Annotated in this window: 16 protein-coding genes; 8 read left to right on the top strand and 8 right to left on the bottom strand. The window is 64.0% G+C overall.

Annotated elements, in window-relative coordinates; genetic code table 11:
- Positions 1-231 precede the first annotated feature (231 nt).
- Positions 232-627, bottom strand: coding sequence for a cytochrome c-550 CycA (gene cycA / locus UNPA324_RS34685; RefSeq protein ID WP_128921624.1), 396 nt, complete (start codon positions 625-627; stop codon positions 232-234).
- A gap of 282 nt (positions 628-909) precedes the next feature.
- Here cycA and UNPA324_RS34680 point away from each other — a divergent pair, with 282 nt between their 5' ends.
- A complete protein-coding gene (locus UNPA324_RS34680; protein WP_128921623.1) occupies positions 910-2,403 on the top strand; it encodes an FAD-linked oxidase C-terminal domain-containing protein in 1,494 nt (497 codons plus the stop codon).
- Positions 2,404-2,470: 67 nt separating this feature from the next.
- Here the strand turns inward: UNPA324_RS34680 and UNPA324_RS34675 are convergent, their stop codons facing one another.
- Positions 2,471-2,806: a putative quinol monooxygenase gene (locus UNPA324_RS34675; protein ID WP_128921622.1), complete on the bottom strand. Its 336-nt coding sequence runs from the start codon at positions 2,804-2,806 to the stop codon at positions 2,471-2,473.
- Positions 2,807-3,023: 217 nt separating this feature from the next.
- Between UNPA324_RS34675 and UNPA324_RS34670 the strand changes: the two genes are divergently transcribed.
- From UNPA324_RS34670 to UNPA324_RS34655, 4 genes are all read left to right on the top strand, one after another.
- Positions 3,024-4,262 (top strand): FAD-binding protein, encoded by a 1,239-nt coding sequence (locus tag UNPA324_RS34670; protein ID WP_141938558.1) that lies wholly within the window; start codon positions 3,024-3,026, stop codon positions 4,260-4,262.
- Positions 4,259-5,581: a glycolate oxidase subunit GlcF gene (glcF, locus tag UNPA324_RS34665; protein ID WP_141938555.1), complete on the top strand. Its 1,323-nt coding sequence runs from the start codon at positions 4,259-4,261 to the stop codon at positions 5,579-5,581. Before UNPA324_RS34670 ends, glcF begins: the two co-directional genes overlap by 4 nt.
- 84 nt (positions 5,582-5,665) lie before the next feature.
- Entirely contained in the window at positions 5,666-6,037 is a 372-nt protein-coding gene (locus tag UNPA324_RS34660) for a histone (protein WP_141938553.1), read from the top strand.
- 386 nt (positions 6,038-6,423) lie between these two features.
- Positions 6,424-7,440: a TorF family putative porin gene (locus UNPA324_RS34655; protein ID WP_181769626.1), complete on the top strand. Its 1,017-nt coding sequence runs from the start codon at positions 6,424-6,426 to the stop codon at positions 7,438-7,440.
- Positions 7,441-7,792: 352 nt separating this feature from the next.
- Here UNPA324_RS34655 and UNPA324_RS34650 read toward each other — a convergent pair whose 3' ends face one another.
- On the bottom strand, positions 7,793-9,553 hold the full coding sequence (locus tag UNPA324_RS34650) for an ABC transporter ATP-binding protein/permease (protein WP_128921617.1): 1,761 nt from the start codon (positions 9,551-9,553) through the stop codon (positions 7,793-7,795).
- Between the two features lie 314 nt (positions 9,554-9,867).
- Here UNPA324_RS34650 and UNPA324_RS34645 point away from each other — a divergent pair, with 314 nt between their 5' ends.
- Both UNPA324_RS34645 and UNPA324_RS34640 read left to right on the top strand, forming a co-directional pair.
- The gene (locus UNPA324_RS34645; RefSeq protein ID WP_128921616.1) at positions 9,868-11,532 is read left to right on the top strand and encodes an L-lactate permease; all 1,665 of its coding nucleotides are present in this window, start codon (positions 9,868-9,870) and stop codon (positions 11,530-11,532) included.
- 139 nt (positions 11,533-11,671) lie between these two features.
- A complete protein-coding gene (locus tag UNPA324_RS34640; protein ID WP_181769625.1) occupies positions 11,672-12,070 on the top strand; it encodes an META domain-containing protein in 399 nt (132 codons plus the stop codon).
- Between the two features lie 151 nt (positions 12,071-12,221).
- Here the strand turns inward: UNPA324_RS34640 and UNPA324_RS34635 are convergent, their stop codons facing one another.
- From UNPA324_RS34635 to UNPA324_RS34625, 3 genes are all read right to left on the bottom strand, one after another.
- Positions 12,222-13,433, bottom strand: coding sequence for a hypothetical protein (locus tag UNPA324_RS34635; RefSeq protein ID WP_128921614.1), 1,212 nt, complete (start codon positions 13,431-13,433; stop codon positions 12,222-12,224).
- A 143-nt stretch (positions 13,434-13,576) separates the two neighbouring features.
- Complete coding sequence (groL, locus tag UNPA324_RS34630; RefSeq protein ID WP_128921613.1) at positions 13,577-15,208, bottom strand: chaperonin GroEL; 1,632 nt, start codon at positions 15,206-15,208, stop codon at positions 13,577-13,579.
- Positions 15,209-15,356: 148 nt separating this feature from the next.
- Positions 15,357-15,653 carry a co-chaperone GroES gene (locus UNPA324_RS34625; protein WP_028134320.1) on the bottom strand — a complete coding sequence of 99 codons (297 nt, stop codon included), beginning with the start codon at positions 15,651-15,653 and terminating at the stop codon, positions 15,357-15,359.
- A 316-nt stretch (positions 15,654-15,969) separates the two neighbouring features.
- Here UNPA324_RS34625 and UNPA324_RS34620 point away from each other — a divergent pair, with 316 nt between their 5' ends.
- Positions 15,970-16,491: a hypothetical protein gene (locus UNPA324_RS34620; RefSeq protein ID WP_164936521.1), complete on the top strand. Its 522-nt coding sequence runs from the start codon at positions 15,970-15,972 to the stop codon at positions 16,489-16,491.
- Positions 16,492-16,657: 166 nt separating this feature from the next.
- On the opposite strand, the gene UNPA324_RS34615 is transcribed toward UNPA324_RS34620, so the two are convergent.
- Positions 16,658-17,437, bottom strand: a complete 780-nt coding sequence (locus UNPA324_RS34615) for a protein phosphatase CheZ (protein ID WP_128921611.1) — start codon at positions 17,435-17,437, stop codon at positions 16,658-16,660.
- Positions 17,438-17,455: 18 nt separating this feature from the next.
- On the bottom strand, positions 17,456-17,680 hold the full coding sequence (locus UNPA324_RS35530) for a hypothetical protein (RefSeq protein ID WP_164937391.1): 225 nt from the start codon (positions 17,678-17,680) through the stop codon (positions 17,456-17,458).
- Positions 17,681-17,715: the final 35 nt, after the last annotated feature.

Raw genomic sequence — 17,715 nt, 5'->3', positions numbered from 1 at the left:
TTGGAGAAGCAAGCGGTCGGGCTCACACTCCGTCATTGCGAGGAGCCCTTGCGACGAAGCAATCCAGAGTCTTTCCGCGGCGGGGTTCTGGATTGCTTCCGCCTTCGCCAAGGCTTCGGCGGACAAGCCGCTATGCTTGCAATGACGCGGTGGAGCGCGTCGACACAGAAAGCTACAGCTTCGGTCCTGATTCGATCAGAACCGAAGCTGCCGCGACTACCTTATGCGCGCTTACTGCTTGATCTTCCCGTCCTTGTCGAACTGGGAGACGTAGGACCAGAGATTGTTGATCTCGGTCTCGTTCTTGATGCCGGCGAACGCCATCTTGGTGCCGGGGACCTTGGCCTTGGGGTCCTTGATGTATTCCTTGAACGTGGCCTCGTCCCAGGTGATGCCGGAATTCTTGTTCGCGTCCGAATAGCTGTAGCCCTCGACGGTGCCTGATTTGCGGCCGTTGAGGCCGTTGAGCTCGGGGCCGACCTTGTTCTTGGCGCCTTCGCCGATCGCGTGGCAGGCCAGGCATTTGTTGAACGATGTCTTGCCGGCCGCGACATCCTGCGCCATCGCGGCGGGTGCGGTGGCAATCATGGTGAGGATCGTCAGTGCGCCAAAAGTCAATTTTGTCATCGGATGCTCTTCGTCTCTCTTCCCTGGTGGGTCTGGCCTGGTCAGTCGCTTGCCGGATCGGCAGTCGCCCGACCGGGCGGTTTTGGCAGGCCTGCTCGGCTTGGACAAGCCACCAAACCATGACAGGTTTCACGATTTCCTACTTGTCCCAGAGCGAACTTGCGGAACATGGTCGATCCGACTTTCGGATGACCTACCCAAACAGGCGCGGACGTGATTGATTTGGCGAGACAAATTGATCGTGCGGCGTGAGCCGGAAGGATATGCCATGAAGGATTTGATATGGCCATCATGATGCCTGCGAGCGACCAGGCCGTGCTCGCGCGGCGCGCCGAGATCGTTGCTGCGTTGCGCGCAATCGTGCCCGGCGAGGGCGTGATCGATACGCCTGCCGAAATGCGGGCCTATGAATCCGACGGGCTCACGGCCTATCGGCAGCCGCCGATGGTCGTGGTCCTGCCCGATACGACCGAGCAGGTCTCGCTCATCCTGAAATATTGTGCAGGGCAGGGCATCAAGGTGGTGCCGCGCGGCTCCGGCACTTCGCTATCCGGCGGCGCACTGCCGCTCGAAGACGGCGTGCTGCTCGGTCTCGGCAAGTTCAAGCGCATCCGCGAGATCGATTTCGACAACCGCGTCGTCGTCACCGAGCCCGGCGTCACCAATCTGGCGGTCAGCCAGGCGGTCGCCCATGCTGGCTTCTACTATGCGCCCGATCCGTCCTCCCAGATCGCCTGCTCGATCGGCGGCAATGTCGCGGAAAATTCCGGCGGCGTGCACTGTCTGAAATACGGCATGACCACCAACAACGTGCTCGGCTGCGAGATCGTGCTGATGAGCGGCGAGATCCTGCGCATTGGCGGCAAGGGGTGCGAGAACCCGGGTTATGACCTGATGGGTGTCATCACCGGCTCCGAAGGCCTGCTCGGCGTCATTACCGAGGTCACGGTGCGGATCCTGCAGAAGCCGGAGACGGCGCGCGCGCTGATGGTGGGCTTTGCCGAGGTCGAGGCCGCCGGCGAATGCGTGGCGCGCATCATCGGCGCCGGCATCATCCCCGGCGGCATGGAGATGATGGACAAGCCCGCGATCCACGCCGCGGAGGCCTTCGTGCATGCCGGCTATCCGCTCGACGTCGAGGCGCTGCTCATCATCGAGCTCGACGGTCCCAAGATCGAGGTCGATGAGCTGATCACGCGGGTCGAGAGCATCGCAAGAGGCTGCGGTTCGGTGACGCTGCAGATCTCCAATTCCGAGGCCGAGCGCAACCTGTTCTGGGCCGGCCGCAAGGCCGCGTTTCCGGCGGTGGGCCGCATCTCGCCCGATTATCTCTGCATGGACGGCACCATTCCGCGCGGCGCGCTGCCGAAGGCGCTGGCCCGCATCCGCGAACTCGGCGAAAAATACCAGCTCGGCTGCGCCAACGTGTTCCATGCCGGCGACGGCAATCTGCACCCGCTGATCCTCTACGATGCCAACAAGCCCGGCGAGATCGAGCGCGCCGAAGCCTTCGGCGCCGATATCCTGCGTGCCTGCGTCGAGTTCGGCGGCGTGCTCACCGGCGAGCACGGCGTCGGCATCGAGAAGCGGGACCTGATGCCTGACATGTTCAGCGAGATCGACCTCAATCAGCAGCAGCGGCTGAAATGCGCCTTCGATGCGCAGGGCCTGCTCAATCCCGGCAAAGTGTTTCCGACCCTGCACCGCTGCGCCGAGCTCGGCCGCATGCACGTGCATGCCGGCAAGCTCGCGTTTCCGGATCTGCCGCGGTTCTGAAGGCCGTGGCGACGGTGCACCCTCTCCCCTTGCAAGGCCTTGCAAGGGGAGAGGGAAAGAAGAGCGCTCACAGCAGCCCGTATTGCGCCCGCTCGCGCTTGGCCAGCAGCGGCAGCGCTTCGCCGGCAATATATGTCTTGAAATGGGTGCTGTCCTGATGCGCCTTGAAAGCCGCCTCGTCGCGGAACAACTCGTAGAACAGGAACTGGGCCGGATTGTCCTTAGCCCGCGAGATCAGGAACAGCTTGACCCCGTCCTCGCGTTGCGCCTCCGGCAGGAAGCGGTCGAGAATCCCCGCGACCTTGTCGGCTTCGCCCGGCTTCGCTTCCCATTGCGCGACGACGAGCAATCCGCCGCCATCGACGGCGGCGCTAAGAGATTTCTGCACGGCATAATGGTTCATGATGTCTGTCTCCATCGGTGGGTCTCGATCGCGATCGTGCAAGCTTGTAGTGAGGCGCTGCCGGCTTTGGTTCGCCGCTGATCGAAGTGTCGATGTCGTGAACGCTTCGATCATGATCGAAACGTTGTTGTAGTGGGTGATGGATCCCGATCGCGCCATGGACGCCGGCGTCACGCCTCATTGATTTTGGATGCGAATTTCGCTACCGCCTTTTCCCGTGGATACGCTCAAGGTCAGAGACGCCAAAGACGTCGAAGAGGTGGTGCGCGCGGCGATTGCCAACGAGCAGCCGCTCGATATCATCGGTCATGGCAGCAAGCGCAGCATTGGCCACGCGATGGCGACCAACGCGGTGCTCGACCTCTCCGCGCTGAATGCCGTCACCTCCTACGAGCCGAACGAACTCATCATCACCCTCCAGGCCGGCGCGCCGCTTAACGACGTGCTGGCGCTGATCGATGCCAAGAACCAGCAATTCGCCTTCGAGCCGATGGACACCGCGCCGCTGCTCGGGACGGCGGTATCAGGCACCATCGGCGGCATGATCGCAGCCGGGCTCGCCGGGCCGCGCCGGATCAGGGCAGGCGGGGCACGGGACCACCTTCTGGGAGCGCACGCCGTCTCCGGCTTCGGGGACAGCTTCAAGACCGGCGGCAAGGTGGTGAAGAACGTCACCGGCTACGACCTCTGCAAGCTGCTGGCGGGATCCTGGGGGACGTTGTCGGTCATGACCGAGGTCACGCTGAAGGTGATGCCGAAGCCGGAGGCGGAGCGGACGCTGCTGCTCCGCGGGCTCGACGATGCCGTCGCCAACAAGGCCATGACCGCGGCGCTCGGCTCGCCCTTCGACGTCTCCGCCGCCGCGCATCTGCCGACATCGGCATTCCGGGCCAAGACCGAGGGGCTTGGAGATCTCGCCGGGGAGGGCGAGGCGCTGACCATGCTGCGGCTCGAGGGCATCACAGCCTCCGCCGCCCATCGCGCCGGCTCGCTGCGCGAATTGCTGGCGCCGTTCGGAGCCGCGACGCTGATCGAGGACGCGGCTTCCGAGGTGCTGTGGACCACGATCCGCGACGTGCTGCCGTTCGCGGCCAGCGGCGCGCTCGGCGCCTGGCCGGTGTGGCGGATCGTCTGCCCGCCGGCGTCGGGTGCTGTGCTCGGCACGCAATTGGCGCGCGAGACCGGGGGTGACGTGATCTACGATTGGGGCGGCGGCCTGATCTGGGCGGCGCTCCCGCCGAAGGGCGACGCACATGGCCCGGCGGTGCGCGCGCGTGCAAACGCGCTCGGCGGGCACGCCACGCTGATCCGGGCGGCCGAGGACGTCAGGCGCAATGTCGATGTGTTCCATCCGCAGGCACCAGGTATTGCCGCCCTGAGCGAGCGGGTCCGCGCCAGTTTCGATCCGAAGACCATTCTCAACCGGGGACGGCTCACGCGGAGCGCTGCTGAATGAAGACCGAATTCTCCCTGACGCAGCTTGCCGACCCCGACATTGCCGAGGCCGACAAGATCCTGCGCGCCTGCGTCCATTGCGGCTTCTGCACCGCGACTTGTCCGACCTATGTGCTGCTCGGTGACGAGCTCGATAGTCCGCGCGGCCGCATCTATCTGATCAAGGAGATGCTGGAGAAGGATCAGGCGCCGACGGCGGAAGTGGTCAAGCATGTCGACCGCTGCCTGTCGTGCCTGGCCTGTATGACGACCTGCCCGTCGGGGGTGAACTACATGCACCTCGTCGACCAGGCCCGGGTCAGGATCGAGCAACGCTATCAGCGGCCCTTGGCCGAGCGGCTGCTGCGTCAGGTGCTGGCCTTCGTCCTGCCGGACCCGCAGCGATTCCGCATGAGCATGGTGCTGGCCCGGCTCGCCCGCCCGCTTGCCGTGTTCCTGCCGACGCCGCGGCCCTCGGCCACGCCCGGCCTGATCCAGCGGCTCAAGGCGATGCTGGCGCTGGCGCCAAGGCGGCTGCCGGCGCCGGGCCCGCTCCCGGGCAGCGTGTTCGCAGCGCTCGGCAAGAAGCGCGGACGGGTCGCGCTGCTCCAGGGCTGTGCCCAGCAGGTGCTGGCGCCCCGCATCAACCAGGCCGCGATCAGCCTCCTCACCCGCCACGGCATCGAGGTCGTCCTGGTCAAGGACGAGCAGTGCTGCGGTGCGTTGACCCATCATCTCGGCAACGACCACGACGCCTTGGCCCGCGCCCGCGCCAACATCACGGCCTGGCAAAAGGAAGCGGCAGGCGAGGGGCTCGACGCCATCCTGGTGACGGCCTCCGGCTGCGGCACCGTGATCAAGGACTACGGTTATCTGCTGCGCGAGGACAAAGCGTTTGCGGCCGATGCGGCGAAGGTATCTGCGCTCGCCAAGGACATCACCGAATACGTTGCCGGCCTCGAACTGGAATCGCCTGCACGACAGGACAACATCGTCGTCGCCTATCACTCTGCATGTTCGTTGCAGCACGGGCAGAAAATCACGGGCCTTCCGAAAGAATTGCTTTCCAAGAATGGATTCGTGGTGAAAGATGTGCCCGAAAGCCATTTGTGTTGCGGTTCGGCGGGGACCTACAACATTCTCCAGCCCGAGCTTGCGGGCCGGTTGCGTGATCGCAAGGTCGCCAACATCGCAAGCGTCAAACCGGACATGATCGCTGCGGGCAATATCGGCTGCATGGTGCAGATTGCCAGTGGCACGTCAGTTCCGGTCGTACACACGATTGAGCTTCTCGATTGGGCTACGGGCGGGTCGCGGCCGGCACTGAACGCGTCAGTTTGAGCTTTCAGAGCCTGAACTTTCCTCCCGAGGTGACGACTGAAGACGCCCGATCGACCATTGTTCGGCGGCAACAGGAGGACCACGATGGCGAAAGCGAAGAAGAAGAAAAGCAAGAAGGCCAAAAAGGCCAAGAAGGTTGTAGCGGCGAAGAAGACCGCCAAGAAGGCAACCAAGAAGTCCGCGAAGAAGTCGGCCAGAAAATCGAAGAAGGCTGCCCCGAAGAAGGCCGCAAAGAAGGCTGCAAAGAAGTCGGCCAAGAAGGCTGTGAAGAAGGTCGCCAAGAAGGCTGCCCCGAAGAAAGCCGCGAAGAAAGCGGCACCGAAGAAGGCGAAGGCAGCTCCCGCGCCGAAGCCGTCAGCACCGCCGGCCGCTCCGGCTCCCGAGCCGGCAGCGGAGACAAGTTGGGCGATGCCTTCGTCTTCTACGGAAGCGGCACCGGCCGAGGGGCAGGGCTAGGTCCCAGCCAGCAACGGCGATCGCCAACGGAAGGGCCGCTGCGGTGACGCTGCGGCCTTTTTGCATCGCGACAGGGACCTCCGGAAGGCGTCCCTTCCCCGCGCGTGGCTGATTCGTTGCCCGGTTACCACGCGAGCTGCCGACCCGTACTTGCACGGTCCCTCCGTGCACTTCGGAATGCAAATAATGTGATCGAGAAGACACACAGGCCGACAACCTTTCGTGGAATCGTCAAAACGCCCAAAAAGGCGGCAGATGCCCGCGAATTTTGCTTCACGGCCCACGTCCCTCAATCCAGATTGTCGCAGTAACGCATTTTTGCACACAGGTCGTTCGCCGGGGGGCTTCCGGGATCCGACTGCGTAGAACTGGTGATGGGGATCGAAATGAAAAAAGTGGCTTTGTTAGCAACGGCGCTGGCAATGGTGACGACGGGCTCGGCTTTCGCCGCGGATATGGCGGTGAAGGCGAAGAAGGCCCCGCCGGTGGTCGCCTTCGATCCCTGGGATATCGCCTTCGGCGGCGCGATCATGAACGACTACATCTTCCGCGGTATCACCCAGTCGAACCACAAGCCGTCGGTCGCCGTCTATTTCGAGCCGCGCTACAACGTCACCAAGGACCTCCAGCTCTATGTCGGCGTGGCCGGCGAGAGCATCTCCTTCCCGAACCGCGCTGCCGCCGAAATCGACGTCTACGGCGGTATCCGCCCGACCTTCGGCGCGTTCGCCTTCGATATCGGCGTCTGGGGTTACCTGTATCCGGGTGGGACCTGCTTTTTCGGCGCGCCGACCGACACCGCCGGCAACCCGCTCAGCGCAGAGTGCGCCGCCAACGCCCTGCTCAACGGCAACGTGATGAAGAAGGACGTCAGCTTCTTCGAAGTCTACGGCAAGGTGAATTACACCATCAATGACAACTGGAGCGTCGGCCTCAACGAGTTCTATTCGCCGAACTTCCTCAACACCGGCGCTTGGGGCAACTACACCTCGGTCACGGCCAAGTGGACGGCGCCGAGCACGACCTTCGGTTCGAGCGGTGTCGGCATGTACGTGTCGGGTGAATTCGGCCGTCAGTGGTTCGGCACATCCGATTCGTTCTACGGCACCGGCATCGCCAGTCCGCTGGGTGGCGGTCCGTTCCCGAATGGCATCAAATATGCCGACTACAACACCTGGAACATCGGCGTCGGCTTTACTTACAAGGTGATGACGCTGGATCTCCGTTACTCGGACACCGATCTCTCGAAGGCTAACTGCAACGCCTTCACGAGCGACAACACCGCCACCTTCAGCAGCAGCTACAGCAGCATCAATCCGTCGGGCGTCGGCTCCAAGTGGTGCGGCGCGGCCGGCATCGCCAAGCTCTCGTTCGACCTGACGGCGATGACGAACCTGAAGTAAGTTTCTTCCCGAGACCATCTATGAGGGCGGCAGAGCGATCTGCCGCCCTTTTGCTTTTGGGGAGGCGGGTGCTCAGCGCAACGCGAGGCAGAGACTCGAGGTGCGGGTGTGAGGCAACAGCAGGCTCAACTCTCGTGTCCCGGACGCGCTGCGGCGCGTCAGCGCTGCTGCGCAGAACCGGGACCCAGCGCAACACCGATTCCTATCGACGGAATGGGCCCCGGCTCTGCAGCGCACCGTCCCGGACAATGCTTCGCATCGCCGGGCGCGCTGCGCTGCGTCCGGGGCAAGAGAGCCGAAATGCTACGCTCGCCATCACGAGGGCGGAATGGCGCGCCGTTGCCGGCTTGTCTCAGCGCGCCACGGTCGGCTCCGCCCGGGCCGGCTCGCCGGCTTTGCCGAGGACGCGGATCTCGCCGTCCTCCACCAACGCCACCTTGCGGGTATGGAAGGCCTCCAGCGTCGAGCGGTGGCCGATCGAGACGATGGTGGCCTGTGGCAGTTTTTCCGTCAGCAGCCGATAGAGCCGGTCCTCGGACGGCTCGTCCAGCGAGGCAGTCGCCTCGTCGAGGAAGAGATAGTCCGGCACGTGCAGCAGCGCGCGGGCAAGCCCAAGGCGTTGCTGCTCGCCGAGCGACAAGATCCGGTTCCAGTGGCCGTCCTCGTCGAGCCGGTCCGCCAGGCGCGGCATGCCGACCGCGATGAGGGCGTCGCGGATCTTCTCGGGCGGGATGGAGCCGTGCTCGGCCGGGTAGATGACGGCGTCGCCGAGCGGGCCGATCGGGAAATACGGCCGCTGCGGCAGCATCATCAGCTTCGCCTTCTCGGGAATGGCGATCGCACCGGTGCCGAACGGCCAGATGCCGGCCATGGCTCGGAACAGTGTCGATTTGCCGGAGCCCGACGCGCCGGTCACCAGCACCCGCTCCGACGGCTGGATCGTGAAGGCATCGGCTGCGACCAGGGGGGTGCCATTCGGCAGTTTGACCAGCAATTGCTCGAGCGCGATGGCCTTGCCCTTGGACGGCGCGACGTCGATGGTCGGCTCGTGAGCCGCGCCGTGAGCGGCGGCGCTGACCGACATCTCGAAGCCGTCGAGGCGGGCAATCACCGCGCGCCACTCGGCGAGTGAGCGATAGGCGGTGACGAAGAAGGACAGCGCATCCTGCACGCTGCCGAACGCCGAGCCGGTCTGCATCATGTCGCCGAGCTGGATGCGCTTGGCGAAGTAGGCGGGCGCCACCACCACATAGGGAAAGATCGTTGCAGCCTGACCGTAGCTTGCGGTGAAGGCGGTCAGGCGCTTGGTCCGGCGCATGATCTCGTACCAATTGCCGATGACGAAGCCGAAGCGCTGCAGCAGATGCCCCCGCTCCGCGTTCTCGCCCTTCAAAAGGGCGATCTGCTCGGAGTTTTCCCGCACGCGGATCAAGTTGAAGCGGAAGTCGGCCTCAAAGCGTTGCTGCTCGAAATTGAGATTGATGAGCGGGGAGCCGATCCAATGGGTCAGCCCGGTACCGACGATCGCATAGGCCACCGCGCACCAGACCAGAAAACCGGGGACGACGATATCGGTGCCATAGATGTACAAGGGCGCCTTGTAGGACAGGCCCCAGAGGATGACGACGAACGAGGCCAGCGTCACGATCGAGGACAAAAGGCCGAGGCTGATGGTCAGCGTCTGTTCGACGAAGGTCTTGACGTCCTCGGTGACGCGCTGGTCCGGATTGTCGGCGGCGTCGCCCTTGAGCTGCATGCGGTAATGGGTGGCGCCATCGAGCCATTCGCCGAGATAATGTTGCGTCAGCCATTGCCGCCAGCGGATCTGCAGCCATTGGTTCAGGTAGAGCTTGTAGACGGCCAGGGCGACGAAGGTGAAGGCAAGGCCGAGGAAGATCCAGACCTCCTTGACGAATTCGGGCAGGTCGTAGGCCTGCAGCGCGCTGTAGAACCGGTTCTGCCATTGATTGAGGAGCACGTTGATCGCGACCAGGACCAGCTCCATCGCGACGACCACGGCGAGCAGGCCGCGGCCGGCCCATTTGTCCTCCGACCAGAAATAGGGAGCAGCGATTCGCCAAACGATCGCGAGCGTGGCGCTGATGTTCTTCACAGAGCGGGGTCTCCTTGGGGGATGTGCACAAATGCCCGGAGCCAAAGACTTGAGGCCGTGGGGGAAATGGGCGCGCTTAGACTAAAGTCGCAAGGCCTGCAATTTGCGTTGGCTTGTCGCAGCTCGCAACCCTAGCATGGGGTTCGACGGCGCGGGGTGGGGCGGCCAGGGATTTCGCGAGCTTGTGAGCGGAGGGGAACCGCCGCATTCGCGTGGAATTCGCGTCCGACTCGGGGGTTATCGCTTCCAGCGTCAAGCAGGTTCGGCTGTCCACGCGGGCCGCCTGCCGCAAACATGCGTGGGGGAGGAAGACCATGTGGAATCAAATCTATGATCCGCTACACAGCCCGGTGCTGTCGACGATTGCGGCGGCGGTGCCGGTCGTCACGCTGCTGGTCCTGATCGCGAGCGGGCGCGTTCAGGCTCACATCGCAGCCGTCATCGCCATGATCGTGACCAACCTGATCACGATCTTCGTTTTCACCATGCCCGCGAACATGTCGATCCGCGCCTCGATCCTCGGTGTCGTGACCGGCTTCTTCCCGATCGGCTGGATCGTTCTCAACGTCATCTTCCTCTACCAGGTGACGGTCGGATGCGGGAAATTCGAGCTACTCAAGCGTGCAATCGGTAGCGTTACCGAGGATCGGCGACTGCAATTGTTGCTGGTCGCCTTCTCGTTCGGTGCCTTCTTCGAAGGCGCCTCGGGCTTCGGCACGCCGGTCGCGATCACAGGCGCCGTGCTGATCGGGCTCGGCTTCTCGCCGCTGGCCGCCTCGGGGCTCTCGCTGATCGCCAACACCGCACCCGTCGCCTATGGCGCGCTGGGCACGCCGATCCAGGGCCTTGCCTCGGTCACCGGGCTCGATCCCTACATTCTCGGTGCAATGGTCGGCCGGCAATTGCCGTTCTTCTCGCTGATCGTGCCGTTCTGGGTGGTGTGGGCATTCGCCGGCTGGCGAGGAATGAAGGACGTCTGGCCGGCGATCCTCGTCACCGGCGTCTCGTTCGCGATCCCGCAATTCGTGATCTCGAACTACATCAATCCCTGGATCGTCGACATTGGCGCATCGCTGATCTCGATGGGCGCGCTGATCCTGTTCCTGAAGGTCTGGCAGCCGAGGGAGCTCTGGCTGTCGCCGGCGCTGCGCGGCCGCGACGAATCGGCAGCCACCATGGCGGCCGCAAAACCGCTGGACAGAACGCCGTTGACGCAGAGCGAGCTGTTTAGCGCGCTGCTGCCGTGGATCATCGTCTGCATCGTCATGCTTATCTGGGGCAACGGCGCCTTCAAGACCTGGGCGAACGGCATCTTCACCTGGAACTATCCGGTTCCGGAACTGCACCAGATGATCAACAAGATGCCGCCGGTCGCGCCAGGGCCGACAAAGGAAGCCGCCGTGTTCAGCTTCACCTATCTGTCGTTCACCGGCACTGGCATGCTGATTGCGGCGATCATCTCCGGCCTGCTGATGGGCGTCGGTCCCGGCAAACTCGCGGCCGAATATGGCCGCACCATCCGGCTCTGCGCAATCTCGCTGATCACGATCTCGGCGATGCTGGCGATCGGCACGCTGACGCGGCTGTCCGGCGTCGACGCGACGCTCGGTCTTGCCTTCGCCGCAACCGGGGTGCTCTATCCCTTCTTCGGCACGCTGCTCGGCTGGTTGGGCGTGGCTCTGACCGGATCGGATACATCCTCGAACATCCTGTTCGGCAACCTCCAGAAGATCACCTCCCAGCAGCTCGGCCTGTCGCCGATCCTGATGGGCGCGGCGAACTCGTCCGGCGGTGTGATGGGCAAGATGATCGACGCGCAGTCCATCGTCGTCGCCTCCACCGCGACCAACTGGGTCGGCCACGAAGGCTCCATCCTGCGCTTCGTGTTCTGGCACTCGATCGTGCTGGCCTGCCTCGTCGGTGTGCTCGTGACGTTGCAGGCCTATGTCTATCCGTTCACGGCGCTGGTCCTGAAGTAGCGGGGCCACGTCCGGCTTCAACGCAGATCCCCGCGAGGTTCGCTCTCGCGGGGATTTTTGCATCTACGCTCCGCGAACCTTCTCAATGGCGCCGCCGTCTTATAGAAGGTGCGGCAAATCAGGTCGGACGAGAGGTCTCATGGTTTCGTTCAAGCATTTGGTGTGTGCGGCGGTTGCAATGCTCGCGATGTCCATAGTCGCGCGTGCCGAGGACGGTTTTCCGTTCGGCACCGAGATGACGCTGGAAGCGTTGCCGCAAGCAGGCTCCAAGCGGATTCCGAACATCGAGATCGGCGACCACGGCGAGGTCGTGCTGGAGCTGTGGTGCAAGGGCGGCAAGGGCCAGTTCTCGGTCGCCGGCAACACCGTGATCTTCGTGCCCGGGCAGATCGAGGATCGCTCCTGCCCGCCGGCTAGAGCCCAGGCCGACGACGAGCTCGTCGCGGCGCTCTCCAGTGTCGAGACCTGGAAGCGTCAGGGCGATGTGCTGACGCTGATCGGCCCGAAGCCGCTGCGTTTCAGGACGACGGGGAATTAGGGCTCTCAAACGTTACTCTCGTGTCCCGGACAAGGCGCGTCGCGCAAGCGATGCGCCGCAGAGCCGGGACCAGTTTTCTCATCCGCGACTTCGCTCGTGGCCTCTAGGCCCCGGCTCGCAGCGCTTTGCGCTGCGTCCGGGGCACGGGAGGCTACTTCCACACCGACTTGTCGGCGTCCCAGCGCTGGCCCTTGAGCTCCTTGGCGAGCGCCTCGATCGAACCGTTGTCGTCCGGCTGCTCGCCTTCCTCGTCGACCGAGGCGTCGTCGGAGAGATTGAGCTTGGCGCCGCTGCTCTCGTCGGCAGTCGTCGTCGCGGGGCTGCCGATCCAGAGCATGAGCTTGTCGGTGGTGCCGGGCTTGTCCGGCGAGACGAGCCCGGTGACCTCGATCGTGTCGGTCAGCTCGAGCGCCGGAAAATCCTGGTTCGGCCGCTTGAAGACCAGCTTGAGCTTGCCCGTCGCGGGGTTGAAGCTTTGCGAGACCGGCTTTGCCGCCAGCGTTCGGCTCAAGACGTTCGCGACACTGGTCGCCAGCTTGTTGCGGTTGATCTTGTCGCCCTCGCGCCAGTCGGCCGCGGCAAAGCGAATGGTGCGGTCCATCTCGGTGATGCCCGCAGTCCACCCCGCGGCGGTGACGCCGGGCATCGCCTTGAATTTCGCCAGCAGCGCGCCTGCGCGCTCGGGATCGACCGACATGTTGATGGTCTGCTCGCCTGCGCGTAGCGCATCGCAGCCGACATTGAGGCTCGCCAGCGTCACTTCAACGTCCTGGCCCTTCAGGCTCTTGAGGAAGTCGGTTGCGGCGTCGAGCTTGACCTTGACTGCGATCGCCTCCGGCGACACGTCGGTGAAATCCTTCGGCTGCGGCGTGATGCCGTCGTCGGAGGTCTGGTTGTCCAAAAATTCCTTCTCGCTGAGATCGGAATTGTCGGGCGAGGTGACCTCGGTCACCGCCTGGCCGATGCTGATCTGGCCGCGAAACTCGAAGGTGTCGCCGCTCTGCTTGCGCAGCAGCTTGACGCTGACGGGCGCCTTCTCACTGAAGCTCTGCGTGGTGCCGGTCAGCGTCTGGCCCGCGACCTGGAGGTTGACGACGAAGCGGTCCTTGCGATCGGAATTCTTCGCAATGGGGTAACAGACGTCGAGCACGGCCGCCGTGACCGCCTTGCCCTGGCGCGTCTCCTTCAGGATCACGTCGGCATTGCCGTCCATCAGTCCGTCGATCGAGGTGAAATAGCGCGTCTCCACGCCACCGGGCGCCGCGGCCTTGGGCGACAGCTTCATCTGGGCGGAGGCGAAATGTGGCGAAGCGGCGAGCAGAACCGCCAACAGGGCTGTCGAACAAACCAGAAGCGCGCGCATCGACGACATCCTCAAGCAATCAGAATCGGCGCCACCGTAGTGGGTTTTGGCGGTGGATTGAATCGGAAAGCGGTGCCCACCGTTCCCAAAAAAGAAGGCCGCCCCGAGGCGGCCTTCGCAATCGTGTCAGGTGAGGATGGGCTTCAGAAGCCGCCCATGCCGCCGCCGGCGGGCATGGCGGGCGGGGCTTCCTTCTTCGGCATCTCGGCGACCATGGCTTCGGTGGTGACCAGCAGGCCGGCCACGGAGGAGGCGTCCTGCAGCGCGGTGCGCACCACCTTGGCGGGGTCGATGATGCCCTTCTCGACCATGTCGACATAGTCCTCGTTCTGGGCGTCGAAGCCGAAGGTCTCGGACTTGTTCTCCAGGATCTTGCCGACCACGATCGAGCCTTCCACGCCCGCATTCTCCGAGATCTGGCGAATCGGGGCTTCGAGCGCCTTCAGCACGATATTGATGCCGGCCTGGACGTCGGCATTGGCGTTGGTGAGGCGCCCCACCGCCTTCTTGGCGCGCAGCAGCGCGACGCCGCCGCCGGGGACGATGCCTTCCTGCACCGCGGCGCGGGTGGCGTTGAGCGCGTCCTCGACGCGGTCCTTCTTCTCCTTGACCTCGATCTCGGTCGCGCCGCCGACGCGGATCACCGCGACGCCGCCGGCGAGCTTGGCGAGGCGCTCCTGGAGCTTCTCACGGTCGTAGTCCGAGGTGGTTTCCTCGATCTGGGCCTTGATCTGGCCGACGCGGGCCTCGATCTCCGGCTTCTTGCCGGCACCCTTGACGATCGTGGTGTTCTCCTTGTCGATCACGACCTTGCCGGCGCGGCCCAGCATCTTGACCGTGACGTTCTCGAGCTTCATGCCGAGGTCTTCGGAGATGAGCTGGCCGCCGGTCAGGATCGCAAGATCCTCGAGCATGGCCTTGCGGCGGTCGCCGAAGCCAGGTGCCTTGACGGCTGCAACCTTGAGGCCGCCGCGCAGACGGTTGACGACCAGGGTGGCCAGCGCCTCCCCCTCGACGTCCTCGGCGATGATGACGAGCGGCTTGCCCGACTGCACCACCGCTTCCAGCACCGGCAGCATGGCCTGCAGGCCCGAGAGCTTCTTCTCGTGCAGGAGGATGTAGGCGTCCTCGAGCTCGGCGGTCATCTTCTCGGGGTTGGTGACGAAGTAGGGGCTGAGATAGCCGCGGTCGAACTTCATGCCCTCGACGATGTCGACTTCGGTGTCGAGCGACTTGTTCTCTTCGACGGTGATGACACCCTCGTTGCCGACCTTCTGCATCGCCTGGGCGATCATCTTGCCGATGGCGGCATCGCCATTGGCCGAGATGGTGCCGACCTGGGCGACCTCGGAGGACGCGGCGACGGGCTTGGCGCGCTTCTCGATGTCCTTGACGACGGCTGCCACCGCGCTGTCGATGCCGCGCTTGAGGTCCATCGGGTTCATGCCGGCGGCAACCGCCTTGGCGCCCTCGCGCACGATGGCCTGGGCCAGCACGGTCGCGGTGGTGGTGCCGTCGCCGGCGAGGTCGTTGGTCTTGGAGGCGACCTCACGCACCATCTGGGCGCCCATGTTCTCGAACTTGTCCTCGAGCTCGATCTCCTTGGCGACGGTGACGCCGTCCTTGGTGATGCGGGGCGCGCCGAACGATTTCTCGATGACGACGTTGCGGCCCTTCGGGCCGAGCGTCACCTTGACGGCGTTGGCGAGAATGTCGACGCCGCGCAGCATGCGATCGCGCGCGTCTCCGGAAAACTTGACGTCCTTGGCAGCCATTTCTGCAATCCCTCGTGTTTCGTGATGTGTCTGTCGCTCGCTCGTCGCATCACGTCCGGGATCCGAAGATCGAACCCGGCGGAATGATGGATGCCCGGATCGCTCGGATCCGGGCACGACAATTCAGCGGCCGTTCAGGCGGGTGGCCTTAGGCCAGAACGCCCATGATGTCCGACTCCTTCATGATCAGGAGCTCTTCGTTGTCGATCTTGACCTCGGTGCCCGACCACTTGCCGAACAGCACGCGGTCGCCGACCTTGAGGTCGATCGGGGTCAGCTTGCCGGTCTCGTCGCGGCCGCCGGGGCCGACGGCGACCACCTCGCCCTGGGACGGCTTTTCCTTGGCGGTGTCCGGAATGATGATGCCGCCCTTGGTCTTTTCCTCGGCGTCGATACGTTTGACCACGACACGGTCATGCAGCGGACGAAATTTGGATTTAGCCATGACGTTTCCCTTTGGAGGCTCGCTTCGGAAGTAGTGGAAGTGGGTGCGGCGGCGCTTCCGTCCACCCCCTCTCCCGAGGATCGAACGGCGCGCTTAGCAATCGGGCTTTCCGAGTGCTAATAGTGGGTCCGGAAATATGGCTTGGCCGCGATCCTGTCAAGCAAAGGTGGTTAAGCGATTGGTGAGGCGGATATAGGATGGTGGCATTGGAAACTTGTTGGGGGCGCCGACGTATCAAAGGACGTCATTGCTCCGGCAGCTTTTTTGCGGTTGGCTGCGGGAGGGGTGCGGCCATGGTCTTGTTCGGGGGAATGCCATGATCAGTTCAGCTCACGCGCGCACGGTTGCCAATCTGGCGGCCGCCTCTTGTCTGGCGCTGCTGCTGGGCGCCTGCGGCGGCGGCATGAGCCTGCCGTCCTTCTCGTCGTCCTCGCCGCCGCCCGAAGCCGAGCCGGGCACTGCCCCGGAAATGCCTGCGACCATTCGCGCCGACGAGATCGTGGGCCGCTGGGGTCTGGCCTCGTTCCAGAACCCGGCCGACCGCGCCCGCACCGAGGCTGCCGCCCGGGCCCAGTGCAAGAACCCTTACGTGATCACCGCCGGCTCCTCCGGCGGCGTGATCATGCATCTGGCTGACCAGGCGACGCCCCAGGAGCTGCGGCTGAAGGGCTCGCCGAGCGGCAAGAACTACATCGGCCCGGCGGGGCCGACCCCGGGCGAGCAGGACCGCGAAATCGTCTCCTTCGACGGCCGCGTCCTGATCACCCGCTTCATCGACAAGGACGCCGCCACCCGCTACGGCAACATGGTCTACGTCCGCTGCGCGCCGCGGGCGTGAGGCGACCTTCGGTCTAACCTCTCGTCATTGCGAGCGAAGCGAAGCAATCCAGATTGTCTCCGCGGAGACGGTCTGGATTGCTTCGTCGCTTTGTTCCTCGCAATGACGGCAAACAAAAACGCCGGCCCAAGGGCCGGCGTTTTGCTATTCCGTAGTCCGCGCTCGCTCAGTCGAACAACGCGTCGATGTCGTCCTGCGAGGCGTGGCCGACGTCGCCGTTGAGCTTCGGACCGTTGAGAAGCTTTTCGTCCTCGCTGCGATTGTCGACCGGCGCCGGCACGTGGGACTTGATCGCGTCGACGCCGCCCCAGATGTCCATCATCGCATTGATATGCTGCTCGATGAACTTCATCGTGGTCATGACCTTGCTGATGCGCTGGCCGGTCAGGTCCTGGAAGTTGCAGGCCTCGAAGATCGAGATGACGCGTTCCTGGATGTCGTCGGCGAGCCGCTTCTGCTGGTCGATCGAGTCCACCTTGGACATCGCGCTGGCGGCCTGGTCGATCGATTCCGCGGCTTCGAGGATCTGCTGCGTCGCCTGCTCGGTGCCGCCGACCACCGCGCCGAGCTCGCCATTGACCTTGGCCATTTCGCCGCCGTCAAAGCTCTTGCCGTGCAGCGTCGCGATCTCGCGCTTGGTGCGGTCGATGGCGTCATGGATCAGGTCGAGCTCGACTTTCAGCTTCTCGCACTGCTCGATCTGCGCACGATAGGTATCGAGCATGGTACGCGCCTCGGAGAGCTCGTGGGCGGTGGAGGCGTCGATCGCCGCCATGGCCGCGCTACCGGACAGCGGGGTAGTGCCCTTCGCCATCTGCGCGCGGATCGCGCGTAGCTCAGCCATAATCTCGCTATGCATCGGGCCTGCCTCTTCGGTTACGTCAAGAATCGGCATCTCGCCACCGACGATGTCCTCGACGCGAAAACGTTTGCGGTGAACAGCCATCAGGATACTCCCCCCACCTCACTCACGCGCCTTTTTAGGCAGAAGCGATTTAACACGAAGTTCACGGCAGGAACTGTTGTGCGGCTGCGCGCGACGGCGCGCAAAGAAGCGATTAACCATGGCCGCGCCGCGTTCATCGAAAATAAAGGCTGATCGCCAAATTGCCGCGCGCTTGACGATGTGGTGAATCCGAATGCCGTTTCTGTTTACCAAACAAAACGGCTTTTGCTCTTTATTGACCACGTCGGGGGCGCGGACCAGCCATCAGCTCTCCACGG

Origin of the sequence: Bradyrhizobium sp. UNPA324 (assembly GCF_006658635.1) — a bacterium.
GTDB classification, from domain to species: Bacteria; Pseudomonadota; Alphaproteobacteria; order Rhizobiales; family Xanthobacteraceae; genus Bradyrhizobium; species Bradyrhizobium nanningense.
The sequence above is the reverse complement of the archived record's forward strand: the minus strand, read 5'-3'. Positions and strand labels throughout refer to the sequence as shown.